A 25,697-nucleotide genomic window follows, 5' to 3' on the forward strand; every position below is an offset into this window, starting at 1 on the left:
GGAAAGGGACCCCGATCGTGAGCGACTTCCCCTGGCTCCTCCTGATGATCGCGCTGCCCGCGGTCGGAGCCGCCGCCGTCGCTGCGCTGCCGAAGGGCCGCGACCTGCTCGCCAAGCAGGTGTCGCTCGCCGTCAGCCTCGTGGTCCTGCTGCTGGCCGTGCTGGCGACGGTCGCATTCGACACCGGCGGCGACCGCTTCCAGCTGACCAGCTCGTGGACCTGGATCGAGGACTTCGGCGTCTCCTTCGCCCTCGGCGTCGACGGCATCGCGCTGGTGATGCTGCTCCTCGTCGGCGTCCTCGTGCCGGTCGTGATCGCGGCGTCGTGGGACGACGAGCTGCCCGGCGCCCGGTCGATGAAGGCCTACTTCGCCTGGCTGCTGCTGCTCGAGGCGATGATGGTCGGCGTCTTCGCCGCCACCGACGTCTTCCTCTTCTACGTCTTCTTCGAGGCGATGCTCGTCCCGATGTACTTCATCATCGGGAGCTTCGGCGGCCCCCGGCGGCAGTACGCCGCGGTGAAGTTCTTCCTCTACAGCCTGCTCGGCGGCCTGGTCATGCTGGCCGCGGTCATCGGCCTGTACGTGGTGAGCAACAGCCAGCTCGGCGAGGGCACCTTCGCCTTCGACGCGCTGCGCCAGCTGGAGATCACCCCGGGCGTGCAGAAGCTGCTCTTCCTCGGGTTCTTCATCGCCTTCGCCATCAAGGCCCCGCTGGTGCCCTTCCACACCTGGCTGCCCGACTCCGGTTCCGAGGCGCCGATCGGCGGTGCGGTCCTGCTGGTCGGCGTCCTCGACAAGGTCGGCACCTTCGGGTTCCTGCGCTACTGCCTGCCCCTGTTCCCCGACGCCTCGCGGTTCTTCGCGCCGTTCGTCCTCGTGCTGGCGGTGATCGGCGTGCTCTACGCCGCACTGCTCGCCATGGGGCAGAGCGACATGAAGCGGCTGGTGTCCTACACCTCGATCTCGCACTTCGGGTTCATCGCGCTGGGCATCTTCGCCTTCACCACGGAGGCCGCGACCGGCGCGGTGCTGTACATGGTCAACCACGGCATCGCGACGGGTCTGCTCTTCCTCGTCGTCGGGATGCTGATCGCCCGCGGCGGCTCCCGGCAGATCGGCGACTACGGCGGCGTGGCCGCGAAGGCCCCGCTGCTGGCCGGCGCGTTCCTGGTGGCGGGCCTCGCCTCGCTGGCGCTGCCCGGGACCAACAGCTTCGTCAGCGAGTTCCTGGTGCTCATCGGCTCGTTCCCGGAGGAGCCGGTCTTCACCATCATCGCGACCGCCGGGATCATCCTCGCCGCGCTCTACATCCTGCTGATGTACCAGCGGACGATGCACGGCCCGGCCCGCGGCGTGCTGCTGCAGGAGGACCCCGCAGTGCCTGCGACCGGTGAGGGCGGCGCGACGGCCACCCTGACCGCGCCCACCCGCACGCTGCGGGTGGCCGACCTCAGCCGGCGCGAGCTCGGGGTCGTGACCCCGCTCGTCGCCCTGATCATCGTGCTGGGCGTGTACCCGCAGCCGCTGCTCGACCTCATCGAGCCGGCCGTCAGCGCCACCATGAGCGACCTCGGAGGGATCGACCAGTGATCGAGGTTCCCGACCTCTCCTTCGCCGCGCTCGCGCCGCTGCTGTTCGTCCTCGGTGCGGCCTGCGTCGGCGTGCTCGTCGAGGCGTTCTGGCCGCGCGACACCCGGCACCCGGTGCAGGTCGCCGTCGCGCTGGTGGGCACGGTGGGCGCCTTCGTCAGCACGCTGCTGCTGGCCGGCACGCGCGAGGTGACGGCCGGCGGCGCGCTGGCCATCGACGGCGCGGGGCTGTTCCTCCAGGCCACCGTCGCCGGGCTGGGCGCGTTGTCGCTGCTGCTGTTCGCCGAGCGGTCGCTGGACCCGGCGCGCTCGGCGTTCGTGGTCTCCGCCGCCGTCCCCGCCGGGAGCCCGCGCGACCGCGAGCTGCTGACCGTGCCTCGGGTCCAGACCGAGGTCTACCCGCTGGCCTCCTTCGCCATCGGCGGCATGATGCTGTTCGTCACGGCGAACGACCTGCTGATCATGTTCGTCGCCCTCGAGGTGCTCAGCCTCCCGCTCTACCTGATCAGCGGGCTGGCCCGCCGGCGCCGGCTGCTCTCGCAGGAGGCGGCGGTCAAGTACTTCCTGCTGGGCGCCTTCGCCTCCGCCTTCTTCCTCTACGGGCTGGCCCTCGTCTACGGCGCGACCGGCAGCGTCCGGCTGGCCGACATCCGCGCTGCCTCCGTCGCCGAGGGCACCGACCTCCTGCTGGTCCTCGGGCTGGCGCTGCTCGTCGTCGGCCTGCTGTTCAAGGCCAGCGTCGCGCCCTTCCACACCTGGACGCCGGACGTCTACCAGGGCGCCCCGACGCCGGTCACCGCCTTCATGGCGGCTTGCACCAAGGTCGCCGCCTTCGGGGCGATCCTGCGGCTGCTCTACGTCGCGTTCGGCACCGCCGAGTGGACCTGGCGGCCGCTGGTCTACGGGGTGGCCATCGTGTCGATGGTGGTCGGTGCGGTCCTCGGCCTCACCCAGACCGACCTCAAGCGGATGCTCGCCTACTCCTCGATCGCGCACGCCGGTTTCCTCCTCACCGGCGTCATCGGTCTCGGTGCGGGCGGCGAGGGCTCGGGCCTGGCGGCCACGATGTTCTACCTGCTCACCTACGGGCTGACCACGCTCGGCGCCTTCGCCGTCCTCACCCTCGTGCGGGACGGCGACGGCGAGGCGACGCACCTGTCGCAGTGGGCGGGCCTCGGGGCGCGCTCCCCGCTCGTCGCGGCGGTGATGACCCTGTTCCTGCTCGCGCTGGCCGGCATCCCGCTGACCGCCGGCTTCACCGGGAAGTTCGCGGTGTTCCGGGCCGCCATCGAGAACGGCGCCTGGCCGCTGGCGGTCGTCGCGCTGCTGGCCAGCGCCGTGGCGGCGTTCTTCTACCTGCGGGTCATCGTGCTCATGTACTTCTCGCCGCCCGCGGGTGCGGAGACCGGCCAGGGACCGACCGTCGGTGTCCCCGGTCTGCCCACCACGATCGTCCTGGCGATCACGGCCACGGCGACGCTGGCGCTGGGCATCGTGCCCGGGTCGGTGCTCGACCTCGCCGAGCAGGCGGCTAGATTCGTCGGTTGATGACCGGAGCCCGTGCCGCAGTCGAGGGCACCAACCTGCAGGTCCAGGGCGGCAGCCCCCAGCTGCAGCGCCGGATCTCCACCCCTGCGTCGACCATCGGCCCCTGGCTGCCCGACGGCGAGCTGGGGGCGGCGCTGGCCGACGGGCTGGCCCGGGTCGAGGCCGCGCTGGTGCAGGCCGTCGGCAGCGAGCACGCCTTCATCCGCGAGGCGGCCGGGCACCTCATGTCGGCCGGCGGCAAGCGGTTCCGGCCGATGCTGGCGCTGCTGGCCGCCCAGCTGGGTGACCCGCGGGCTCCTGGGGTCACCGAGTCCGCGGTGGTCTGCGAGCTGACCCACCTGGCCACGCTGTACCACGACGACGTCATGGACGAGGCCGACGTCCGCCGCGGGGCGCAGAGCGCCAACAGCCGCTGGACCAACAGCATCGCGATCCTCACCGGTGACCTGCTCTTCGCCCGCGCCTCGGACCTGCTGGCCGACCTCGGTCCCGAGGCGGTCCGGATCCAGGCGCAGACCTTCGAGCGGCTGGTCACCGGCCAGATCCGGGAGACCGTCGGCGCCGAGACCGGCGTCGACCCGGTCGACCACTACCTCGACGTGCTCGCCGACAAGACCGGGTCGCTGGTGGCCACCTCGGCCCGGTTCGGCGCGAGCTTCGCGGGCGTCGACGCGGCGCTGGTCGCCGAGCTCACCGCCTTCGCCGAGGAGGTCGGCGTCGCGTTCCAGCTCTCCGACGACCTGCTCGACATCGTGAGCGAGGACGGCGCCTCCGGGAAGTCGCCCGGCACGGACCTGCGCGAGGGCATCGCCACCCTGCCGGTGCTGTTCGCGCTGGCCGGGGACGACCCGGCCGACGCCCGGCTGCGCGAGCTCGTCGCCCGCCCCGTCACCGACGACGCGGAGCACGCCGAGGCGCTCGCCCTCCTGCGGTCGTCCGCGGCGCTGGCCCGCGCCGATGACGTCCTGGCGCAGTACGCCGACCGGGCGCGGGCCCGGCTGGCCGGTGTGCCCGCCGGCGACGTGCGCGACGCCCTCTCCGCCCTCTGCGACTACGTGGTGACCCGCACCAGCTAGCGGCATGCTGGGCCGATGCGGAGGATCGCCGGCCTGCTCGTCCTGGTGCTGCTGACCGGCTGCACCGACACGGCGGTCAGCGACACCCCGGCGTCGCCGGGCACCCCGCCGGCCGGCTCCTCCTCGGCCGCGGCCGCACCGGCGCTCGACGTCGCCGTGGTGCTCGACGGGCTCGACCACCCCTGGGACGTCGTCCGGACCGCGGACGGGACGCTGCTGGTCGACGAGCGGGCCGGCGGGTTCACCGCGGTGCTGCCGGACGGCACGGTCCGCGACGTCGCCGCCGACCTCGGCGACCTCTTCGCGGACGGCGAGACCGGCCTGATGGGCCTCGCGCTCGACCCCGGGTTCGAGACCGGCAGGCGGTTCTACAGCTGCCAGGGGAGCCGGGACGGCGAGATCGTCGTCGTGGCGTGGACCGCCGCGCCCGACTGGTCCTCGGCCACCCGGGTCGCCGACCCCCTGCTCGGCGGGATCCCCCTCAACGAGCGGTCGGGCCGGCACGGCGGGTGCCGGCTGGCGTTCGCGCCCGACGGCACGCTGCTGGTCGGCACGGGCGACACCGCCGACGGGACCGTGCCGCAGGACGACCGGTCGCTGGGCGGCAAGGTGCTGCGCGTCGACCCCGGGACCGGGGAACGGCAGATCTGGACGCGCGGGCACCGCAACGTCCAGGGCCTGGCCGTGCGGCCGGGCACCGACCAGGTGTTCTCCGTCGAGCACGGGCCCGACCGGGACGACGAGGTCAACCTCCTCCGGGAGGGCGGCAACTACGGCTGGGACCCCGACGGCGGCGGCAGCTACGACGAGAGCGTCCCGATGACCGATCCGGCGATCGACGGCGCCGTCCCGGCCGTGTGGTCCTCCGGCGAGCCGACGCTGGCCACCAGCGGCGCCTCGTTCGTGACCGGCGCGCAGTGGGGGGCCTACGAGGGCCTGCTGCTGGTCGCGCTGCTCAAGGGCCAAGGCGTGCTGGCGCTGCGGCTCGACGACGCGGGTGCGGTCCAGGAGCAGTTCCGGCTGCCCGACCTCGAGGGGCGCGGCCGGATCCGCAGCCTGACCCAGGGGACCGACGGGGCGCTGTACGCCACCACCGACAACGGGGGCGGGGAGGACGCGGTGCTGCGGGTCGTTCCCCGCCCCTGAGGTCGGTCAGGCCTCGACGGTCCAGGTGTCGCCGCCGGCCAGCAGGGCGCCGAGGTCGCCCGGCTCCTGCACGCGGGCGACGTCGAGCTGCTCGGCCATCATCGCGTCGTACGTCGGCTTCGCGACCGAGCGGAAGACGCCCATCGGCGTGTACCGCAGGTCCTGGCTGGAGAGCCGGGACAGGGCGAACGCGTAGGCCGGGTTCTCGCGGTGCGCGTCGTGCACCACGATCTCGGACGCGTCGACCTGGTTGGTCTCGGCGATCCGCAGGCCGCCGACGTCGTCCCGCACCACGCAGGAGGCGCCGTCCGGACCGAAGACCAGCGGCTCGCCGTGGACCAGCGGGATCGACCACTGGGTGCCGGTGGCCGGGTCCTTGAGCAGCTCGAAGGCGCCGTCGTTGAAGATGTTGCAGTTCTGGTAGATCTCCACCAGCGACGTGCCCTGGTGCTCCGCCGCCTGCCGCAGCACCTCGGTGAGGCCCTTGCGGTCGGAGTCCATCGCCCGGCCCACGAACGTGGCGTCGGCGCCGATGGCCAGCGAGACCGGGTTGAACGGGTGGTCGAGCGAGCCCATCGGCGTGGACTTGGTGACCTTCCCGACCTCGGAGGTGGGGGAGTACTGGCCCTTGGTCAGCCCGTAGATGCGGTTGTTGAACAGCAGGATCGTCATGTTGACGTTGCGGCGCAGGGCGTGGATCAGGTGGTTGCCGCCGATCGACAGCGCGTCGCCGTCCCCCGTGACGACCCACACCGACAGGTCGGGGCGCGAGGCGGCCAGGCCGGTCGCGATCGCCGGGGCCCGGCCGTGGATCGAGTGCATCCCGTAGGTGTTCATGTAGTACGGGAAGCGGGACGAGCAGCCGATGCCGGAGACGATGACCATGTCCTCGCGGGCGATCCCGAGGCTGGGCAGGAAGCTCTGGACCGCGTTGAGGATGACGTAGTCACCGCACCCGGGGCACCAGCGCACCTCCTGGTCGGTCTTCATGTCCTTGGCCTTGAGCTCGGTCTGCTTCGGGCCGTGGACGTCGACCGAGTGCGCGATCGCGTCGGCGATCGGGCCCTCGGCAGGCATGCCGAGTTCGACGGTGGTCACTGCGGTGCTCCGTTCCCGGCCTCGCTCAGCTGCGGAGCGGTCGGCTCGCTGGTGCGGTCGATGACCTCTTGGATCACCGCGGCCAGCTCCGCGGCCCGGAAGGGCAGCCCGCGGACCTGGGTGTGGCTCTCGACGTCGACCAGGTACTTGGCCCGCAGCAGCAGGGAGAGCTGGCCGAGGTTCATCTCGGGGCAGATCACCCGGTCGTAGCGGCCCAGCACCTCGCCGAGGTCGGCGGGCATGGGGTTCACGTGCCGCAGGTGGATCTGCGCCACCTTCCGGCCCGACCGGCGGATCCGCCGGCAGGCGGCCCCGATCGGCCCGTAGGTCGAGCCCCAGCCGATGACGGCGACGGAGGCGTCGCCGTCCGGGTCGTCCACGTCGGTCAGCGGGATCGACGCGGCGATGCCGTCGACCTTCGCCTGCCGCGTCCGGGTCATGAAGTCGTGGTTGGCCGGGTCGTAGGAGATGTTGCCCGTCCGGTCGGCCTTCTCGAGCCCGCCGATGCGGTGCTGCATCCCCGCGGTGCCCGGGATCGCCCACGGCCGCGCGAGGGTCTCCTCGTCGCGCAGGTACGGGAGGAACTCGCCGTCCTCACCGTTGGGCTCGGTGGCGAAGCCCACCGCCGACGTCAGGTCGGGGAGCGCGTCCACGTCCGGGATCGCCCACGGCTCGGCACCGTTGGCCAGGTAGCCGTCGGACAGCAGGATGACCGGCGTCCGGTACGCCAGGGCGATCCGGCACGCCTCGAGGGCGGCGTCGAAGCAGTCGCCGGGGGAGCGGGGCGCGATCACCGGGATCGGCGCCTCGCCGTTGCGGCCGAACATCGCCTGCAGCAGGTCCGACTGCTCGGTCTTCGTCGGCAGGCCGGTGGAGGGGCCGCCGCGCTGCACGTCGACGACCACCAGCGGCAGCTCGGTCATCACCGCCAGGCCCATGGCCTCCGACTTCAGCGAGACACCCGGGCCGGACGTCGTCGTGATGCCCAGCGCCCCGCCGAAGGAGGCGCCGATCGCGGCGGAGATGCCGGCGATCTCGTCCTCGGCCTGGAAGGTCCGCACGTCGAACGCCTTGTGCTTGGACAGCTCGTGGAGGATGTCCGAGGCCGGGGTGATCGGGTAGGCGCCGAGGAAAACCGGCAGCTTCGAGCGCTGCCCGGCGGCCACGAGCCCCAGCGCGAGCGCCTGGTTGCCGGAGATGTTGCGGTAGCGGCCCGGCGCCATCGGGGCCGGCTTGATCTCGTAGGAGACCGCGAAGGCCTCCGTCGTCTCGCCGTAGTTGTAGCCGGCGCGGAAGGCGGCGATGTTCGCCGCGGCGATCTCGGGCTTGCGCCGGAAGGTGCGCTCGAGGAAGCGGATCGTCCCCTCGGTGGGCCGGTGGTACATCCAGGAGAGCAGCCCGAGCGTGAACATGTTCTTCGAGCGCTCGGCCTCCTTCTTGCCGAGGCCGGAGTCGGCGAGCGCGTCGAGCGTCATGGAGGTCAGCGGCACGCTGACGGTCTGCCAGCCCTCGAGCGAGCCGTCCTCGATCGGGTTCGTCGCGTAGCCGACCTTGGCCAGGTTGCGCGGGGTGAACTCGTCCGAGTCGAGGATGAGCAGGCCGCCGCCGGGCAGGTCGGCCAGGTTGGCCTTCAGCGCCGCCGGGTTCATCGCCACGAGGACGTCGGGGGCGTCGCCGGGGGTCATGATGTCGTGGTCGGCGAAGTGCAGCTGGAAGGAGCTGACGCCGGGCAGGGTCCCCGTCGGCGCCCGGATCTCGGCGGGGAAGTTGGGCAGCGTCGACAGGTCGTTGCCGAAGCTCGCCGTCTCGCTGGTGAACCGGTTGCCGGTGAGCTGCATGCCGTCGCCGGAGTCGCCGGCGAGCCGGATGACGACGCGGTCGAGCGCGACGACGCTCTTCACCAGCCCGCCCGGAGCCGAGCTGGGGGCCGTCCCGGGCCGTTCGATCGCAGTCATGAGTGGTGTACCTCCACCGGCCGAGGTTACGTGCGTGCGTCCGCGGCCGGGATGTGGATCCGGACACGACGTTCTTGGGGTGCCCTAACAGGACGTCGTCGTTCCTCATTCCGTCGGGGGAGACGCCGTACCCGCGCGGGGAACGGCGCCCTCCGGCACGGCGTTGGACGGGGCGTGCAGCGCTGGAACAACGGACTCAAGACCGCCGTCCTCCTGGGGGCCATGGGCGGGCTGATCCTGGCCGTCGGGGGACTCGTCGGCGGCCGCGGTGGGCTGCTGATCGCCCTGGTGGTCGCCCTCGGCGTGAACGGCTTCGCGTACTTCAACAGCGACAAGCTGGCCCTGCGCTCGATGCGCGCCTTCCCGGTCACGGAGACGCAGGCGCCGCAGTACTACGCGATCGTCCGCGAACTGGCCACCGAAGCCCGGCAGCCGGTGCCGCGGCTGTACGTGAGCCCGACCAACCAGCCCAACGCGTTCGCCACGGGCCGCAACCCGCGCAACGCCGCGGTCTGCGTGACCCAGGGGATCCTCGAGCTGCTCGACCGGCGCGAGCTGCGCGGCGTCCTCGCCCACGAGCTGTCCCACGTCTACAACCGCGACATCCTGATCAGCTCCGTCGCCGGCGCCATGGCCACGGTCATCACCTACCTGGCGCACATGGCGATGTTCGCGTCGCTGTTCGGGGGCCGCTCCGACGACCGCGGCGGCGGCAACGCCCTCGGCGGCCTGCTGCTGGTCCTCCTCGGCCCGATCGCCGCGGGCCTCATCCAGATGTCGGTCAGCCGGAGCCGGGAGTTCCAGGCCGACCAGTCCGGCGGCCTGCTGTCGCAGGACCCGCTCGCGCTCGCCAGTGCCCTCCGGAAGATCGAGCGGGGGACGGCGGCCCTGCCGCTGCCCCAGGACGACCGGCTGGTCACCCAGAGCCACCTGATGATCGCCAACCCGTTCCGGGGGCAGGGGATGGCGTCGCTGTTCGCCTCCCACCCGCCGATGCCCGAACGGATCGCCCGGCTGGAGGCGCTGGCCCGGGAGCTCGGCGAGCGCTGACCGGCGGACCGGTCAGGAATCGAGAAGCCCGCAGCGCCCGGCCGGCCCTAGCGTTCCCGGCGTTCCCCCGGCAGACGTCAGGAAGGACCGAGCGAGATGCCCGCGACCACCGAGAAGGACCGGACCGACGGCTTCTCCGCCGAGGAGCGCGCCGCCATGAAGGCGCGTGCGGCCGAGCTGCGCGCCGAGGGCAGGAAGGGCGCGAAGAAGGCCGACGGGCTGCAGGCGCTGCTCGACGCGATCGCCGCGATGACCCCGGAGGACCGGGCGCTGGCCGAGCGGGTGCACGTCACCGTGACGGCCGCGGCCCCCGACCTGGCCCCCCGGACCTGGTACGGCATGCCCGCCTTCGCCGACGACGACGCCAAGGTGGTGCTCGCCTTCAAGAACGCGGGCAAGTTCGGCCAGCGCTACTCGACCCTCGAGTTCCAGGACCCCGCCCGGCTGGACGACGGGGACATGTGGGCGGTGTCGTTCGCGCTCGTGGCCTGGACCCCGGAGGTCGAGGAGAAGGTGGCGGCGCTGGTGGGCGCGGCCGTCTCCTGACCTCCGGGCCCGGCGTCAGCGGTAGTTGTCGAACTGGAGGGCGACGTCGAGGTCGGCGCCGCGCAGCAGCTGCTGGACGGCCTGCAGGTCGTCCCGCTTCTTGCCGCTGACCCGGAGCTGGTCGCCCTGGATCTGCGCCTGCACACCCTTCGGGCCCTCGTCGCGGATCAGCTTGGCGATCTTCTTCGCGACGTCGGACTCGATGCCCTGCTTGATCCGCGCACCGATCTTGTAGGTCTTGCCCGAGGCCTGCGGCTCGCCGGCGTCGAGGACCTTCAACGAGATGTTGCGCTTGATCAGCTTCTCCTTGAAGACCTCGAGCGCGGCGCTGACGCGCTCCTCGGTGTCGGCCTGCAGGGTGACGCCGTCCTCGCCGGCCCAGGCGATCGTGGCGTTGGTCCCGCGGAAGTCGAAGCGCTGCGACAGTTCCTTGCCCGCCTGGTTCAGGGCGTTGTCGACCTCCTGGCGGTCGACCTTGCTCACGACGTCGAAGGACGCGTCGGCCATGGCTCTTCCCTTCCGCTGGGCGGCCGGTCCCCCGGGGGGTTTCCGAGGACGCCGTCCGCCGTTCTTGTACGCTGCTCCGGTACCACCGCACGGCGGGTTGCCCGAGTGGCCAATGGGAGCGGACTGTAAATCCGTCGGCTTAGCCTACGAAGGTTCGAATCCTTCACCCGCCACGCCCGGTACGACGGCCCCCGACCCCTCCAGGTCGGGGGCCGTTCGCGTGCTCAGGGGAGCGTCGGTGCGCGGGCGCTGGCCGTCGCGGTGCGTTCCAGCGGCTCGCCGCCCAGGAAGAGCCAGCCGAAGGCGATCTCGACGTGGCGCGTGCAGCGGACCGTCACCTCGGCGCCGTCGGTCTCCGCGGACCAGGAGTCCAGCACCGTCCCGCCGTCGGCGAGCTGGTCGGCGACGGCGGCCTGCGCGGTGGCTCGCGTCAGGGGGAGCTCGGCACCCACTCCCCGGCTGTAGACGGCCGCTTCGTCGGTGCGGTTGGCCGCCGCGAGGGCGGCACCGTCGCACACCGCCTGCACCTCCTGCTGCTCGAGGAACGCGTCGGAGGCGGCGATCGCGCCGAACGCCATCAGGGCGGCGACCGTCCAGCAGACCAGCACGAACGGCAGGGTCGAACCCCGTTCCCCGTCCTCCTGGCCCTGCCGCACCGGGGCAGCGTAGGTGCGGGAGGAGTTGTCCACCGCCTGTGGACAGGATCTGTGGACACTGTGGACACCCGATCGGGTGGCGCCCTGCGCCGCGCGGGTGCCTGTGGACGGCGGCCCCGCGCGCCCGACGCCGGCGCCAGACTCCGCCCATGTCCATCGAGATGCCCGCCGCCGAGGTCCACGCCCTCGCCGGCACCCTCCGTGCGGCCGCGGCCGACGCCGAGGAGATCGCGCCGCGTCTGGACGGGGCGGGCGACGTGGGGGAGACCCTGCAGCCGGCCGTCGAGGCCTTCCTGGACTGCCACCGCACGGCCGGGCGGGTCGTGGCCGGGGAACTCGGCTGGCTGGCCGGCACCGTCGCCGCCGTCGCCGACTCGTGGCTGGCGCTCGACCGGGGCCTGCTCGCCTCGCGCGGCCGGGCGGTGGCGGGATGAGCGTGACGATGCCCGGCAAGACCCCGCTCGACCTGCCCCCCGGGGACCCGTCGGCGGTCGACGACCTGGTGCGCGACGTCGAGGGCGCCGGGTACCGGCTGGCGTCGCTCGCCGACGTCCTGGCCGGCCCCGCCGCGGCGGCACCGGGCTGGCTGGGGGCGGATGCGACCGCCGCCACCACCCAGCTGGCGCGCGTCGCCGGGATCACGCGTGCGGCCGCGGACGCGGTGCTCGCGGCGCGCAGCCGGCTGAGCGCCCACGGAGAGCTGCTCCGCGACACCCGCCGGGAGGTCACCGCGTTGCGCGAGGAGCAGGACGAGGACTTCCGCTCGGCGTGGCGGCGGCTCGGTGACGCGCAGGACCTCCAGCTCGCCGTCATGACGGGCGCGCCGGCCTGGGCCGGTGAGGTGGCGGAGGTGGAGGCGTCGGAGGCGCGCCGCTGCCGGAGGCACCGCGTGCTGCTCGAGGAGCTGGCGGACGACGCCGCGGCCACGGCACGTGCGCTCGCTGATGCCGGGCGACCCCTGGGGGGCACCGGGCGGGCCGGGGACGGCGGGCGCGTCCTCGCCCACCTCGCCGCCGAGCTGCCGGGCTGGGGCGACCCGGAGCTGGCGTCCCGCGGGGTCGAGCTGGCCGCCCGGCTGAGGAACGGGCCGCTGACGCCGTCGGAACGTGCTGCCCTCGCCGCCGAGGCGGCGGCGTACTCGGGCAGCCCGGCCTTCGCCACCACGCTGGTGCGCGGGCTGGGGACCGAGGGGGTGGCGGGCCTGCTCCGGGCGCTGGGGTCGGACCCGGTGGAGGCCGCCGACGACCCGGTGGCGGCTCTGCTGGCGGCCGCTCTGGGCGCCGCCGTGCCCGGTGACCACCGGCGGGACGGGATCGCGGCCGCCCTGGGCGCCACCTACGTCCGGGCCGACGACCTCGGTGCCGACGCGATCGCCATCGGGATGGCTGCGGTCCTCGTCGCGGGGGAGCGGTCGGGCGGGCCGCGGGCGGGCACCGTGGCGGAGTGGGCGCGGCAGCTGCTCCGGCGGGAACGGCACCTGGGCACCCCCGCCGGGATGACGGTGACGGGCTGGGGCCGGAGGGGCGAGGCCGGCGACCCCCTCGCCGTCGCCGTCGGCACGCTGGCCCGCAGCGGGGATCCCGGGGCCGCGGCAGCCCTGCTCGCGGACGGGGCGGTCTGGGAAGGCGCCCTGGGCCGGTTCTGGGGTGACGACGGGGCGGCGCTGGGTGAGGTGGTGCGCCTCGCCGGGAGCGACGCCGGGGCGGCGGGCGAGCGTGCCGTGCTGGCCGGGCTGGAGACGATCGGCGCCGGCCTGGTGGCGGGCGACCCGGACGACCGGACGCTGGACCGCGGGGTGGTCGAGGCCGTGTCGCGGGACCTGGCGGCTGCGGTGGCCGCCCACGTGGACGTCGTGGCCGGCGCGTTGTCGTCGGTCGCGACGGAGCGCGGCGGCGAGGCCGTCGGGGACGTGCTGAGGGGCCTGGGCTCCGTCTCGGTGGACCGGCAGGCGGCGGCCACCCTGGAGCAGGCTCTGGCCGGGTGGGCCGCCGCCCAGCCGCACGACCTCGCGGGCAGCAGCCGGTCGGAGCCGCTCCCGGCCGTGGCCGTGCCGTCGGCCTACCTGGCCGTGCGGGAGTACGGGCAGCGGCTGAGCCACGCGATGGACGGCTTCGAGGTCCAGGACGAGGCGGAGGACGAGGCGGCCCTCTGGGACTGGACGGCAGGCCTGCTCCTGGAGGTGGTCTCCTACGCGCCGGCCAAGCCTGTCGGTCTCCTCGCCGACGTCGTGGGGGCCTACGCCCCGCTGCTGCTCGGCGTGGACGGCTCGTACGAGGTGGGACCCGACGGCGGGCTGCGGTTCGACGCGGACGACGCGGTGGACGGTGCGCTGGCCGTGCTCCCGCCGGAACTGTCCGGCCGCGCCGCTGCTGTCGGAGCGCAGGCCGAGGCGTCGTTCCGCCGCGCCGGCGCGGTGCTCGGCGCCCCAGCGGCCCCGGACGGGGTCCGGCGTGACTACGCGGCCGCCACCACCGACCTCGTGGCCGACCTGGCGGGCGGTCAGCTGATCGACGGGGCGAAGGACCGCGCCACCCGGGCCGCGACGATCTCCGAGTTCCTGCCTGGGCGTCGCTGACATCGTTTTCCACCCGAATTAGTGACCGCTGGTGGAACCTCGATCACTGAGAGCGACGACGCGACATTCGTTCACCCGGTCGTGATCTTCGATGCTTGTCCGGACGGGTGACGGGAAGCAATGTCTCCAGCGCGGTCCGTACTGAACGACGCTCTGCCCCCGCGCGTAGGTGGCTGCCGCACGTCGCAGTCAGTCATGCCTGGGAGGCAATCGTGAGCAGCAGTGTGCAGATGTCCGTCTCGAACCGTGGCGGCAAGTGGGCCCGTGGCGGCAAGTGGGCGCGTGGCGGCAAGTGGGCCCGCGGAGGCAAGTGGGCCTGATCGGCCCCGCAGTTCCCGCGCAGGACGGGGCGCCCCGCACGGTGTCGCCCCGTCCCGCCGCCCTGCGACCCGTCTCACCCGACGGGGCCGTGGAGCCTTGCGCGGGGCCGCCTCGCTGTTAGCCTCGGCGCGCCCGACTTCCCAGGGGAAATGCAGGTACGAGTGGCCGAGCAGCAGGACCGAGCGCCGTCGCGGTCGCTGCGTCTCCGCAACCCCTGGAGCGTGGCCTGGATCGGCCTCGCCGTCGCGATCCCGATCTCCCTCTGGGTCCTCCCGCCGCTGGCCGGATCCGTCGAGCCCGTCCTCCTGATCGCGGCGTTCGTCGGCCTGGTCGCCGCGGAGTCGTTCAACGTCGACTTCGAGTTCCGGCGCCAGACGTTCGCCTGGTCCCCGAGCGAGATCGCCTTCGTCATGGCGCTCGTCGCGGTCGGTCCCGCCTGGACGGCGGTCGCCTGGGCGATCGCGGTCGGCCTCGTCGGCCTGGCGCAGGGGTACGCCCCGCCCAAGGCCGCGTTCAACGTCAGCCTCGTCGTCATCGAGGTCTGCATCGCCGTCGGCGTCCTGCGGGTGCTCCCCGCCGGGGACATCTCCGAGCCGCGGACCTGGCTGGCCTACCTGGTCGCCGTCGTGGTCGCCACCGTCCTCGGGGCCGGCCTGATCGCCGCCGCCATCACCGCCACCCAGGGCTACCCCGGGCGGGCGCTCTGGACCTCGCTGTTCATACCGGTGCTGATGGTCAGCCCGGTGGCGGTGATCGTCGGGCTGGCGGTGCTGCTGCTGGTCAGCGTCAGCCCGTGGGTGTGGCTGCTGATCGCACCGCTGCTCGTCGCGCTGGCGCTGCTCTACCGCCGGTTCGCCGCCGTCACGCGCGAGGGCCACAGCGTCGAGCGGGTCTACGACTTCGCCCGCCGCGTGGAGCAGGTCCCGCCCGACGAGTCCGGCACGCGGCAGATCGTCGAGGCCGTGCGCGAGCTGCTCAACGCCGACCGCGTGGCCCTGTGGCTGCCGCCCTACCTCGACGAGGAGCCCCGCCTCGTCGTCGTCGCCGAGAACGGCGCGGTCTGGTACGACGGCCCGGGCGACCCCGACGACCTGTTCCGCCGCCGCGCGGTCGAGTCCACCGACGGCCCGGTCCGCGTCTCGCTCAGCCGGGCCGACGACGAGGAGGCCGCCGCGCTCGTGCGGCGGGGTGTCTCCGACCTGCTGGGCGCCGCCGTCATGACCGCCGCCGGTGAGCCCGGCTACCTCGAGGTGTGCGACCGGCGCAGCGACATCATCTCGTTCGGCGACAGCGACAGCGCCGCCCTGGACTCGATGCTCACGCACGTCAACGCGGCCATCCGGCACCAGCAGCTGCTGACCCAGATCCGCTACGACGCCGACCACGACCGGCTCACCGGGCTGCCCAACCGGCAGCGCCTGGCCGCCGAGATCGACCAGCTCCTCTCGGCCGACCCGGTCACCGCGCGCGCCGGGCTGATCCTCGCGGCGCTGGGCAACTACACCGACGTCACCGACACCCTCGGGCACGCGGCCAGCGACGAGCTGCTGCTGGTCACCGCCGGTCTGCTGCGCGAGCACGCCCCGCCGACGGCGCTGCTGGCGCGGATGGAGGGCGAGCAGTTCGCCGTCCTGCTGCCCGGGCTGTCCCTGCAGGCCACCGAGCGCGCCGCCCGGCGGCTGCGGGAGGCGGCCTCCACGCGGGCCCGGGTCGCCGGCCTCGACCTGGAGGTCACGCTCACCATCGGCGTCGCCGCGGCCCCGGTGCACGGCACGGACTCGGGGATGCTCATGCAGCGCGCCGACGTGGCGCTGCTCGCCGCCGCGGACTCGGGCGGCGTGGCCAGCTACCACCCGGTGCTGGACCAGCAGAGCCTGCGCCGCCTGCAGCTGGGCACGGAGCTCGAGCAGGCGATGGCCGACGGTCAGATCAGCGTCGTCTTCCAGCCGATCATCGACGCCCAGACCTCCGACATCGTCTCGGTCGAGACGCTGGTCCGGTGGGCGCACCCGCGCTACGGCTCGATCCCCCCGGACGACTTCATCCACCTGGCCGAGCAGATCGGCCGCATCGGCGCGGTGACCGACCACGTCCTGGACCTGGCGCTCGCGCGCTGCCGGCGGTGGCTCGACCAGGACATCGCCCTGTCGGTCGCGGTGAACCTGTCGGTGCACTGCCTCACCGAGCCCGACCTCGTCGCCCGCGTGCGCCGCGCCCTGCAGCGCCACCGCGTCCCCGGCGAGCTGCTGACCCTCGAGCTGACCGAGGGCAGCGTCGTCGACGACTCGGTGCGCGACAGCACCGTCCTGGCCGACCTCCACGGCCTCGGGCTCCGGCTGTCCATGGACGACTTCGGCACCGGCTACTCGTCGCTCTCGCAGCTGCGCCAGCTGCCGATCGACGAGGTCAAGATCGACAAGTCCTTCGTGCTCGGGATGTCGACCAGCCAGGGGGAGTCGTTCATCGCCCGGTCGATCATCGAACTGGCCCACAACCTGGGCCTGCGCGTGGTCGCCGAGGGTGTCGAGGACGAGCTGACCCGCAACCTGCTGGCGGAGATGGGCTGCGACAAGCTGCAGGGCTTCCTGGTCAGCCGGCCGCTGCCCGACGACCGCCTGGAGAGCTGGCTCCTGGCCCGGACCGGGGTGCGCAAGGCCGCGCCGGGAGCCACCCACCGGAGGCTGTTCGTCCGCACCTGAGCACGCGCCGAACCCCCTGCCCGACGGGACGGCAGCGGTCAGGTACAGTTCTCGACGGCTCTTCGAGCACGCCCCTTTAGCTCAGTCGGCAGAGCGTCTCCATGGTAAGGAGAAGGTCTACGGTTCGATTCCGTAAAGGGGCTCAGTGACCAGCCGGTCCAGTCGCGAGACCGGGCCGCACGGTCATCCCGGCGGTGTAGCTCAGCCTGGTAGAGCAAGCGGCTCATAATCGCTGTGTCACCGGTTCAAGTCCGGTCACCGCTACTCCCGACGGACCCCGCACGGCCGGGGTCCGTCCGCACGTCAGGAACACCGCACCGGCAGCCGCCGGGGCGCAGGCACAAGGCTAGGAGCACTCCTCATGGCAGCGACCGACATCCGTCCGAAGATCACCCTGGCCTGCCAGGAGTGCAAGAACCGCAACTACATCACCCGCAAGAACCGGCGGAACGACCCCGACCGGCTCGAGCTGATGAAGTACTGCCCCAAGGACCGCAAGCACACCTTGCACCGCGAGACGCGCTGACGCGCGCCGACAGCTGAGCCGAAGGCGGGAGCATGGCGCTGGACCGGGAACTGGTCGGGCGCAGCTACCCGCCCTCTGCCGTCTACGAGGTCGGCCGGGCGAAGATCGCCGAGTTCGCGGCCGCCGTCGGTGAGGACAGCCCGGTCCACCGCGATCCCGAGGCCGCCCGCGCCGCCGGCCACTCCGACGTCATCGCCCCGCCGACCTTCGCGATCGTGGTCAGCCTCGAGGCCGCGATGGTGGTCCTCGACGACCCGGACGTCGCGATCGACTACTCCCGGGTCGTGCACGGCGAGCAGCGGTTCGCCCACCACCGGCCGATCCGCGCCGGTGACCGCCTCGTCGCCACCACCACGATCGACGCGGCCCGCACGGTGGCCGGCAACGACATGCTGACCGCGCGGGTCGACCTCGCCACCGAGGGCGGCGAGCCGGTGTGCACCGCGACGTCGATGCTCGTGGCCCGGGGGGAGTGATGGCGGTGGAGGTCGGCACCGAGCTGCCCGAGCAGGTGTACCGCGTCACCCGCGCCGACCTGGTCCGCTACGCCGGCGCCTCCGGCGACTTCAACCCGATCCACTGGAACGACCGCACCGCCACCGCGGTCGGGCTGCCGGGCGTCATCGCCCACGGCATGTTCACCATGGCGCTGGCCGGCCGCGCCGTCACGGCCTGGACCGGCGACCCCGCCGCCCTCGTCGAGCAGCACGTCCGCTTCGGCCGGCCCGTCGTCGTCCCCGACGACGACGAGGGCGCCGAGGTGACCGTGCGCGGCAAGGTCGGGGCGCTCCTGGACGACGGCCGGGCCCGCGTGGACCTCACCGTGACCAGCGGCGGGGAGAAGGTGCTCTCCCTGGCGCGCGCGATCGTCCGGCTGGCATGACCGCACGGCGGCTCGCCGTCGTCACGGTCGCGGCGCTGCTCCTCCCCGGGTGCACGTCGTTCGCCGACACGGCGGGCCCGCCCGCCGGTCCGGGCCCGTCCGCGACCGCCGCGGCCCCGGGAGCCGAGGAGGAGGGCTGCCCCGCCGAGCGGGCGGAACCCGACCCCGACCGGCCCCAGATCGATCTGGACTTCACGCTCGCCGACGACCGGCGCACCGTCACCGGCACCGAGACCGTCGTGTTCACCCCCGACCTGGACGTCGGCGAGCTGGTGTTCCGGCTCGTGCCGAACGGCCCCGACTCCGCGCCCGCCGGCAACCGCCTGGTGGTCGACGCCGTCCGGGGCGACGACGTCGCCGAGGGCCGCTACGAGGCCGCTGCCGCGAGCGACCCCGGGGGCCTCTACGTCGTCCAGCTGGACGACGAGCTCGAGGCGGGGGAGTCCACCGAGGTCTCGCTCGACTTCACGCTCACGCTGGGCAGCGGCACCTTCGACCGGGTCGGCGTCGACGGGCCGGTCTCCTGGTGGGCCAGCGGCGCGCCGCTGCTGGCCTGGGAGCCCGGGGTCGGCTGGGCCCGGGATCCCTTCGTGCCGGTCAGCGGCGAGACGGCGTCGAGCCCCGCCGCCGACACGACCGTCACCGTCTCCGCGCCGGAGGATCTCACGGTCCTCATGACCGGGGCGCAGGCGCAGCCCTCGGCGCCGCGCGAGGGACGGCGGACCTGGACCTCCGAGGAGCCGGTCGCCCGGGACGTCGGGGTGGCCGCCGGTCCGTTCACCACCACCGAGGCGACGACCCCGGGCGGGACGCGGGTGACCACCGGTGTCCTGCCGGACGGCGACGTGCCGGGGGACGTCCTCAGCACGTGGACGGTGGACGCCATCGGCGCCCTCGAGGAGTTCCTGGGGCCGTTCCCCTACGACAGCCTCTCGGTGGCCCTGCTGCCCGACTTCGGCGGCGGCATCGAGTACCCGAGCATGATCCTGGAGGCGACGCCCAGCCCGCAGGTCCTCGTGCACGAGGTCGCGCACCAGTGGTTCTACGGGATGGTCGGCAACTCGCAGTTCCGCGACCCCTGGCTCGACGAGGCCTTCGCGTCCTGGGCCGAGGCCACCGTGGACCCCGGATCCGGGCTGGTGACCGAGGAGGCGCTGACCCTGACCGGCCCGGTCGGCGCCAGCATGGCCGACTACGCGAGCACCGGCAGCTACTTCCGCCTCGTCTACGACAAGGGCGGCGCGGCCCTGCTGGCGGCGCAGCGGGCCGCCGGCGAGGAGCCGTTCGCGGCGGCGATCCGCTGCTACGTCGACGCGACGGCGTGGAGCATCGCCACCCCGACCGACCTCTACCGCGCCCTGGGCGACGTGCCCCCGGCGCTCGACGTCCTCGAGGGCGCCGAGGCGCTCGGCGAGGACGACGCCCCGCGCTGAGGGCTGCGCCTCAGCCGGCCGAGCCGAGCAGCCGCTGCATCCGGGAGACGCCCTCGACGAGGTCCTCGTCCCCGAGCGCGTAGGACATCCGCAGGTAGCCGGGGGTCCCGAAGGCCTCGCCCGGGACGACGGCCACCTCGGCCTCCTCGAGGATGATCTCGGCGAGCTCGACGCTCGTCTCCGCCGTCCGGCCCGCGATGGGCCGGCCGAGAAGGCCCTTGACCGACGGGTAGACGTAGAACGCGCCCTGCGGCTCGGGGCAGGCCACCCCCGGGATCTCGCGGAGCATCGACACGATCGTCTGCCGCCGACGGTCGAACGCCTCGCGCATGGTCGCGACCGCCGACAGGTCGCCGGTGAGCGCCGCGACGGCCGCCGCCTGCGACACGTTCGCGACGTTCGACGTGGCGTGCGACTGCAGGTTGGTCGCGGCCCTCACGACGTCGGTCGGGCCCAGGATCCAGCCGACCCGCCAGCCCGTCATCGCGTAGGTCTTGGCGACGCCGTTGACCACGACGCACCGCTCGGCCAGCTCGGGCACGACCACCGGCATCGACGGCGCGGTCACGCCGCCGTAGGTGAGGTGCTCGTAGATCTCGTCGGTGAGCACCCAGAGGCCGGCGTCCAGGGCCCAGCGGCCGATCTCCTCGACCTGCTCGGCCGGGTAGACCGCGCCGGTCGGGTTGGACGGCGAGCAGAACAGCAGGACCTTGGTCCGCGGCGTCCGCGCGGCCTCCAGCTGGGCCGCCGACACCAGGTAGCCGCTCTGCTCGTCGGCGACGACCGGCACGGGGACGCCGCCGGCCAGCCTGATGGCCTCCGGGTAGGTGGTCCAGTACGGCGCCGGCAGCAGGACCTCGTCACCGGGGTCGAGCAGGGTCGCGAAGGCCTCGTAGACGGCCTGCTTGCCGCCGTTGGTCACCAGGACGTTCGCCGGCGTGACCTGCAGGCCCGAGTCGCGCGCCGTCTTGGCGACGATCGCCTCCTTGAGCGCCGGGAGCCCGCCCGCGGGGGTGTAGCGGTGCATGGCCGGCTGACGGCAGGCGGCCACCGCGGCCTCGACGACGTAGTCGGGCGTCGGGAAGTCCGGCTCGCCCGCGCCGAAGCCGATGACCGGCTTGCCCGCGGCCTTGAGCGCCTTGGCCTTCGCGTCGACGGCCAGCGTGGCCGACTCGCTGATCGCGGCGATGCGGCGCGAGATGCGGCTCGGGCCCGAGGGGGCGGCGGACTGGGCGGACTCCGAGGAGACGGCGGTCATGCCCCCATCGTGTCAAAGTCGGCCGGGCTGCGGCGGAGTCGCACCCGGATCGGCTGCGCGACCGCACGTGGGGAGGGGACCGGAGCGGTCCGGGGGGCGGGCCCGGCAGGACGTTGGCTGTCCCGCCGTCCGGTCCCGTACACTGGCCGTCCTGGGGCAGCTGACCCCGCCACCGGCGTGCCCCGGAACCTCCCCGAGGCTCCGCGCTGCCGTGGTGAGGCGGGCGGTCCCGGGCCCCGCCCAGGGGACTAGGGGTGTAGCTCAATTGGCAGAGCAGCGGTCTCCAAAACCGCAGGCTGCAGGTTCAAGTCCTGTCACCCCTGCCACCGCACGGCAGGACCACCGAGCACCACGACCGACGACATCGACCGCTCGACCGAGCGGTCACCACCACGAGGCGAGCGAGGCGCAGTGAGCGACGAGAAGCCGGGACGCGGGGACGACGCCCGCGACGCCGAGCTGACCGACGAGCAGCTCGACCGCGAGACCCCGGGGGTCGACGACGCCGCGGAGCTCGAGGCCGCCGAGGACGAGCTCGCCGAGGAGGCGGAGGCCGACGAGGACAAGGTCGTCGCCGCGCCGACGCGCCGCCGCCGGGGCCGCATCACGGCCGACGACGACGAGGACGAGGACGACGACCGGCCCGCCCGGTCCCGCCGCCCCGCGTCCACCCGTCCGGCCACGCGCGAGGGCGGGGCGACCCGCTCCCGGGCGGCCGCCGAGCGCGAGCGGGCCGCCAGCGGGCAGAAGCGCTCGCTGGCACGGTTCCTCCGCGAGGTCGTCGCCGAGCTGCGCAAGGTCATCTGGCCCGGTCGCCGCGAGCTGATCACCTACACCACCGTGGTCATCGTGTTCGTGGCGTTCATCGTCGCGCTGGTCGCCGGCCTGGACCTGCTCTTCGCCAAGGGCGTGATCGCCGTCTTCGGCTGACCTCCGCCCGCCCGCACGTCCCCAGACAAGGAAGAAGAACCTGTGACCGACCCCCGCGAGCCCTTCGAGACCGCCACCCCGGTCGAAGGCGCGACCGCCACGGATCTGGACGATCCCCGCGTCGAGCAGCGCGGCACCGTCGACGTCGAGACCGGTGCCGGCGAGACCGGCGCGGCCGAGAGCTCGATCGACACCACCGACCTCGACACCGACACCGAGGTCTCCGACGTCACGCCGGAGATCGAGGGCGGCGACACCGACAGCCTGGTGACCGACCCCCTGGTCGAGCCGGCCGCTCCCTCGGACCTGCCCGCCGTCGACGCCGACGACGAGGACCCGGTCGAGGCCATGAAGAAGGCGCTGCGCATCGCCCCCGGCGACTGGTACGTCGTGCACTCCTACGCGGGCTACGAGAACAAGGTGAAGACCAACCTCGAGGCGCGCATCCAGTCGCTGGACGTCGAGGACTACATCTACCAGATCGAGGTGCCCACCGAGGAGGTCACCGAGATCAAGAACGGCAAGCGCGCGCAGGTCAACCGCAAGGTCCTGCCGGGCTACCTGCTCGTCCGCATGGAGCTCAACGACGAGTCGTGGGGTGCGGTCCGCAACACCCCGGGCGTCACCGGCTTCGTGGGGGCGACCTCCAAGCCCTCGCCGCTGACCATCGACGAGGTCGTCAAGATCCTCGTCCCGGCGACGGCGCCGCAGGCCGCGCGCACCACCGGCGCCGAGGCCACGACCGGTGGCGCCGCCGCCGCGCCGGCCGCCGTCGTCGACTTCGAGGTCGGCGAGTCGGTCACCGTCATGGACGGGCCCTTCGCGACGCTGCCCGCCACCATCAACGAGATCAACGCCGAGCAGCAGAAGCTGCAGGTGCTCGTCTCCATCTTCGGCCGCGAGACGCCCGTCGAGCTGTCGTTCAGCCAGGTCCAGAAGATCTGAACTGGTCCTCCGGCCCAACCCGCCACCCTCTGGACCCGTTCAGCAGAGATAGAAGGAAGTCATGCCCCCCAGGAAGCGGTTGACCGCGGTCATCAAGCTCCAGATCAACGCCGGTGCGGCCACCCCCGCGCCGCCCGTGGGTCCGGCGCTCGGCCAGCACGGCGTCAACATCATGGAGTTCTGCAAGGCCTACAACGCCGCGACCGAGTCGCAGCGCGGCAACGTGATCCCGGTCGAGATCTCGGTCTTCGAGGACCGGTCGTTCACGTTCGTCACCAAGACCCCGCCGGCCGCGCGCATGCTGCTGAAGGCCGCCGGTGTCGAGAAGGGCTCGGGCGAGCCCCACAAGACCAAGGTCGCCACGGTCACCCGTGACCAGGTCCGCGAGATCGCCACCACCAAGATGGCCGACCTCAACGCCAACGACCTCGACCAGGCCGAGAAGATCATCGCCGGCACCGCCCGGTCGATGGGCATCACGGTCACGGGCTGAGTCCCGCACCACCCAGCAGTTCGTGGGAGGGCCACGCCAGGCCCGCGAACCACACGATCCCCGGCACCGACCGGGGGAGAGGAACCACCATGGCGAAGCACGGCAAGAAGTTCCGCGCAGTGGCCGAGAAGGTCGACCGCGACAACCTGTACAGCCCCCTCCAGGCCGCCAAGCTGGCCAAGGAGACGTCGACGACGTCCTACGACGCCACCGTCGAGGTCGCCATGCGCCTGGGCGTCGACCCCCGCAAGGCCGACCAGATGGTCCGCGGCACGGTCAACCTGCCGCACGGCACCGGCAAGACCGCCCGCGTCATCGTCTTCGCGACCGGTGACAAGGCCGCCGAGGCCGAGGCCGCCGGCGCCGACGTCGTGGGCTCGGACGACCTGATCGAGCGCATCCAGGGCGGTTTCCTGGACTTCGACGCCGCGATCGCGACCCCCGACCAGATGGCCAAGGTCGGCCGCATCGCCCGCATCCTCGGCCCCCGTGGCCTGATGCCGAACCCGAAGACCGGCACCGTGACCCCCGACGTCACCAAGGCCGTCAACGACATCAAGGGCGGGAAGATCAACTTCCGCGTCGACAAGCAGGCCAACCTGCACCTGGTGATCGGCAAGACCTCGTTCGACGAGGCCAAGCTGGTCGAGAACTACGCGGCCGCCCTCGACGAGGTGCTGCGCGCCAAGCCGTCCTCGGCCAAGGGCCGGTACCTCAAGAAGGTCACCGTCTCGACCACCATGGGCCCCGGCATCCCGGTCGACCCGAACCGCACCCGCAACATGCTGGTGGACGAGCCCACCGCGTAAGCACCGAGCACGTCACGAGGGCCCCGCAGCGCACGTCGCTGCGGGGCCCTCGTCGTCTCCTGGAAGCGCCGGGGGCCCGGTGCGGTTGTCCCGGCCATGACCACCCTGGGAACCATCGGCGCCGGCCACATCGGCAGCGCCGTCGCCCGCGTCGCGCTCGACGCCGGGTACGACGTCGTCCTGTCCAACTCCCGCGGTCCGGCGAGCCTGGCCGACCTCGTCGCCGAGCTGAGCGCGCGGCCCACCGCCCGGGGCTCGGTGCGGGCCGCCACCGCGTGGGAGGCCGCCGAGGCGGCCGACCTCGCCCTGGTGACGATCCCGCTGCACGCCCTGGCGCAGGTGCCGGCCGAGCCGCTGGCCGGCACGGTCGTCATCGACACCGGCAACTACTACCCGCAGCGCGACGGGCGGATCGCCGAGCTGGACGAGGGGCGGGCCACCAGCTCGGAGCTGCTGCAGCGGCACCTGCCGTCGTCCTCGGTGGTCAAGGCCTTCAACCACATCGCCGCCGCGCAGATCGTCGACCACCGGGCCCCGGCCGGGACCCCGAACCGCCGCGCCCTGGCGGTGGCGGCGGACGACACCACGGCCGAGCAGCGCGTCGCCGCCTTCCTCGACGAGATCGGCTTCGACGTCGTGGACCTCGGCTCGCTGGCCGACAGCTGGCGGATCGAGCCGGGCACCCCCGGCTACGGCGCCGAGGACGACGCCGAGCAGCTGCGCGCCCACCTGGCCGCGGCCACCCGCGGCTGATCCACCGGCCGGTTACCGCTTCCGCCCGTCCGTCGCGTACTCTTGTGCGCGTTCCCCCCAAGACCGCTGGTCGTCGCACGTCCGCGTGCGATCGAAGGTCCCGGACCCCGGGCGACCCGCGCAGGTGGACGGTTCGATCGGCGGGCGCTCGCGCCCGCTCCTCGCCCCGTGCGCTCTGCGCCGGGGCGTTCCTCGTCTCCGGGGCCACCGATCGCCCGCGCTCGCGCGAGAGCCAGGGGTCGCCCGACAGACGAGAGGAGGCCCATGCCCACGCAGGCGAAGGCCGCGGTGATCGACGAGATCACCGAGCGGTTCCAGAACTCGAGTGCGGCGGTGCTCACCGAGTACCGCGGGCTGACCGTGGCGCAGCTGACCCAGCTGCGTCGTTCCCTCGGTGCGGGCAGCAGCTACGCCGTCGTCAAGAACACCCTGACGAAGCGGGCGGCGGACGAGGTCGGTTTCTCCGAGCTCGGCCCGCTCCTCAACGGCCCGACCGCGATCGCCTTCATCGAGGGTGACCCGGTCGAGGCCGCCAAGGCCATCCGCGACTTCGCGAAGGCCAACCCGCTGCTCGTCGTCAAGGGCGGTGTGGTCGACGGCCGCACCGTCGACGCCTCCGAGGTCACCCGCCTCGCCGACGTCGAGCCCCGCGAGGTCCTGCTGGCCAAGCTGGCCGGCGCGATGAAGGGCAACCTGACCAAGGCTGCCGGGCTCTTCCAGGCCCCGCTGTCCCAGGTCGCCCGTCTCGCCGCCGCGCTGCAGGAGAAGAAGGCCGCCGACGCCCCGGCCGAGGCCGCCGCTCCTGCCGCCGACGAGAGCGCTGCTGCTGACACCACCCCCGAGACCCCCGACACCGCCGAGGCCGCCGAGGCCCCGGCCGGTGACGCCTGACCCACAAG

Annotated in this window: 24 protein-coding genes and 4 tRNA genes; 23 read left to right on the forward strand and 5 right to left on the reverse strand. The window is 73.2% G+C overall.

What is annotated here, in order from left to right; all coding sequences use genetic code 11:
- Positions 1-17 precede the first annotated feature (17 nt).
- From DCS98_RS09000 to DCS98_RS09015, 4 genes are read left to right on the forward strand one after another with little or no spacing between them, the layout of a single operon-like run.
- Positions 18-1,592, forward strand: coding sequence for an NADH-quinone oxidoreductase subunit M (locus DCS98_RS09000; protein ID WP_116451020.1), 1,575 nt, complete (start codon positions 18-20; stop codon positions 1,590-1,592).
- Entirely contained in the window at positions 1,589-3,139 is a 1,551-nt protein-coding gene (gene nuoN, locus DCS98_RS09005; RefSeq protein ID WP_116451021.1) for an NADH-quinone oxidoreductase subunit NuoN, read from the forward strand. The genes DCS98_RS09000 and nuoN overlap by 4 nt, the downstream gene beginning before the upstream one ends.
- Positions 3,139-4,215 (forward strand): polyprenyl synthetase family protein, encoded by a 1,077-nt coding sequence (locus DCS98_RS09010; protein ID WP_116451022.1) that lies wholly within the window; start codon positions 3,139-3,141, stop codon positions 4,213-4,215. The genes nuoN and DCS98_RS09010 overlap by 1 nt, the downstream gene beginning before the upstream one ends.
- A gap of 15 nt (positions 4,216-4,230) precedes the next feature.
- A complete protein-coding gene (locus DCS98_RS09015) occupies positions 4,231-5,361 on the forward strand; it encodes a PQQ-dependent sugar dehydrogenase (protein WP_116451023.1) in 1,131 nt (376 codons plus the stop codon).
- A gap of 6 nt (positions 5,362-5,367) precedes the next feature.
- Here the strand turns inward: DCS98_RS09015 and DCS98_RS09020 are convergent, their stop codons facing one another.
- Both DCS98_RS09020 and DCS98_RS09025 read right to left on the reverse strand, forming a co-directional pair.
- A complete protein-coding gene (locus DCS98_RS09020; RefSeq protein WP_116451024.1) occupies positions 5,368-6,459 on the reverse strand; it encodes a 2-oxoacid:ferredoxin oxidoreductase subunit beta in 1,092 nt (363 codons plus the stop codon).
- Positions 6,456-8,414 (reverse strand): 2-oxoacid:acceptor oxidoreductase subunit alpha, encoded by a 1,959-nt coding sequence (locus tag DCS98_RS09025; RefSeq protein ID WP_206340167.1) that lies wholly within the window; start codon positions 8,412-8,414, stop codon positions 6,456-6,458. The genes DCS98_RS09020 and DCS98_RS09025 overlap by 4 nt, the downstream gene beginning before the upstream one ends.
- Positions 8,415-8,588: 174 nt before the next feature.
- Between DCS98_RS09025 and htpX the strand changes: the two genes are divergently transcribed.
- Positions 8,589-9,464, forward strand: coding sequence for a zinc metalloprotease HtpX (htpX, locus tag DCS98_RS09030; protein WP_206340168.1), 876 nt, complete (start codon positions 8,589-8,591; stop codon positions 9,462-9,464).
- 96 nt (positions 9,465-9,560) lie between these two features.
- On the forward strand, positions 9,561-10,010 hold the full coding sequence (locus DCS98_RS09035; protein ID WP_116451026.1) for an iron chaperone: 450 nt from the start codon (positions 9,561-9,563) through the stop codon (positions 10,008-10,010).
- Between the two features lie 15 nt (positions 10,011-10,025).
- Here the strand turns inward: DCS98_RS09035 and DCS98_RS09040 are convergent, their stop codons facing one another.
- Entirely contained in the window at positions 10,026-10,517 is a 492-nt protein-coding gene (locus DCS98_RS09040) for a YajQ family cyclic di-GMP-binding protein (RefSeq protein ID WP_116451027.1), read from the reverse strand.
- Positions 10,518-10,608: 91 nt separating this feature from the next.
- Here DCS98_RS09040 and DCS98_RS09045 point away from each other — a divergent pair.
- Positions 10,609-10,690, forward strand: a tRNA-Tyr gene (locus DCS98_RS09045).
- 51 nt (positions 10,691-10,741) lie between these two features.
- Here DCS98_RS09045 and DCS98_RS09050 read toward each other — a convergent pair.
- Positions 10,742-11,173, reverse strand: coding sequence for a pilus assembly protein TadG-related protein (locus DCS98_RS09050; protein WP_116451145.1), 432 nt, complete (start codon positions 11,171-11,173; stop codon positions 10,742-10,744).
- Positions 11,174-11,322: 149 nt separating this feature from the next.
- Between DCS98_RS09050 and DCS98_RS09055 the strand changes: the two genes are divergently transcribed.
- From DCS98_RS09055 to DCS98_RS09095, 9 genes are all read left to right on the forward strand, one after another.
- A complete protein-coding gene (locus DCS98_RS09055; protein WP_116451028.1) occupies positions 11,323-11,607 on the forward strand; it encodes a hypothetical protein in 285 nt (94 codons plus the stop codon).
- Positions 11,604-13,748, forward strand: a complete 2,145-nt coding sequence (locus DCS98_RS09060) for a hypothetical protein (protein ID WP_164704476.1) — start codon at positions 11,604-11,606, stop codon at positions 13,746-13,748. Before DCS98_RS09055 ends, DCS98_RS09060 begins: the two co-directional genes overlap by 4 nt.
- Before the next feature lie 470 nt (positions 13,749-14,218).
- Complete coding sequence (locus DCS98_RS09065; protein ID WP_116451030.1) at positions 14,219-16,768, forward strand: putative bifunctional diguanylate cyclase/phosphodiesterase; 2,550 nt, start codon at positions 14,219-14,221, stop codon at positions 16,766-16,768.
- A 70-nt stretch (positions 16,769-16,838) separates the two neighbouring features.
- Positions 16,839-16,911, forward strand: a tRNA-Thr gene (locus tag DCS98_RS09070).
- A 47-nt stretch (positions 16,912-16,958) separates the two neighbouring features.
- A tRNA-Met gene (locus tag DCS98_RS09075) sits at positions 16,959-17,032 on the forward strand.
- Positions 17,033-17,129: 97 nt separating this feature from the next.
- The gene (rpmG, locus tag DCS98_RS09080) at positions 17,130-17,294 is read left to right on the forward strand and encodes a 50S ribosomal protein L33 (protein ID WP_116451031.1); all 165 of its coding nucleotides are present in this window, start codon (positions 17,130-17,132) and stop codon (positions 17,292-17,294) included.
- A gap of 32 nt (positions 17,295-17,326) precedes the next feature.
- A complete protein-coding gene (locus tag DCS98_RS09085) occupies positions 17,327-17,770 on the forward strand; it encodes an FAS1-like dehydratase domain-containing protein (protein WP_116451032.1) in 444 nt (147 codons plus the stop codon).
- Positions 17,770-18,177: a MaoC family dehydratase gene (locus tag DCS98_RS09090; protein ID WP_116451033.1), complete on the forward strand. Its 408-nt coding sequence runs from the start codon at positions 17,770-17,772 to the stop codon at positions 18,175-18,177. The genes DCS98_RS09085 and DCS98_RS09090 overlap by 1 nt, the downstream gene beginning before the upstream one ends.
- Complete coding sequence (locus DCS98_RS09095; protein WP_116451034.1) at positions 18,174-19,610, forward strand: M1 family aminopeptidase; 1,437 nt, start codon at positions 18,174-18,176, stop codon at positions 19,608-19,610. Before DCS98_RS09090 ends, DCS98_RS09095 begins: the two co-directional genes overlap by 4 nt.
- Before the next feature lie 10 nt (positions 19,611-19,620).
- Here the strand turns inward: DCS98_RS09095 and DCS98_RS09100 are convergent, their stop codons facing one another.
- Positions 19,621-20,868, reverse strand: coding sequence for a pyridoxal phosphate-dependent aminotransferase (locus DCS98_RS09100; RefSeq protein ID WP_116451035.1), 1,248 nt, complete (start codon positions 20,866-20,868; stop codon positions 19,621-19,623).
- Between the two features lie 250 nt (positions 20,869-21,118).
- On the opposite strand from DCS98_RS09100, the gene DCS98_RS09105 reads away from it, so the two are divergent.
- The 7 genes from DCS98_RS09105 (at position 21,119) to rplJ (ending at position 25,689) form a co-directional block, all read left to right on the forward strand.
- Positions 21,119-21,194: transfer RNA gene (locus DCS98_RS09105), tRNA-Trp, on the forward strand.
- Positions 21,195-21,279: 85 nt separating this feature from the next.
- Positions 21,280-21,798 (forward strand): preprotein translocase subunit SecE, encoded by a 519-nt coding sequence (gene secE / locus DCS98_RS09110; protein WP_116451036.1) that lies wholly within the window; start codon positions 21,280-21,282, stop codon positions 21,796-21,798.
- Positions 21,799-21,840: 42 nt separating this feature from the next.
- On the forward strand, positions 21,841-22,743 hold the full coding sequence (gene nusG / locus DCS98_RS09115) for a transcription termination/antitermination protein NusG (protein ID WP_116451037.1): 903 nt from the start codon (positions 21,841-21,843) through the stop codon (positions 22,741-22,743).
- 61 nt (positions 22,744-22,804) lie between these two features.
- Positions 22,805-23,236 (forward strand): 50S ribosomal protein L11, encoded by a 432-nt coding sequence (gene rplK, locus DCS98_RS09120; RefSeq protein WP_092194914.1) that lies wholly within the window; start codon positions 22,805-22,807, stop codon positions 23,234-23,236.
- 89 nt (positions 23,237-23,325) lie between these two features.
- Positions 23,326-24,045 carry a 50S ribosomal protein L1 gene (gene rplA / locus DCS98_RS09125; protein ID WP_116451038.1) on the forward strand — a complete coding sequence of 240 codons (720 nt, stop codon included), beginning with the start codon at positions 23,326-23,328 and terminating at the stop codon, positions 24,043-24,045.
- Between the two features lie 96 nt (positions 24,046-24,141).
- A complete protein-coding gene (locus DCS98_RS09130; protein ID WP_116451039.1) occupies positions 24,142-24,798 on the forward strand; it encodes an NADPH-dependent F420 reductase in 657 nt (218 codons plus the stop codon).
- 264 nt (positions 24,799-25,062) lie between these two features.
- The gene (gene rplJ / locus DCS98_RS09135) at positions 25,063-25,689 is read left to right on the forward strand and encodes a 50S ribosomal protein L10 (RefSeq protein ID WP_116451040.1); all 627 of its coding nucleotides are present in this window, start codon (positions 25,063-25,065) and stop codon (positions 25,687-25,689) included.
- Positions 25,690-25,697 lie beyond the last annotated feature (8 nt).

This window comes from Blastococcus litoris, from assembly GCF_003075095.1.
Classification (GTDB): Bacteria; Actinomycetota; Actinomycetes; order Mycobacteriales; family Geodermatophilaceae; genus Blastococcus_B; species Blastococcus_B litoris.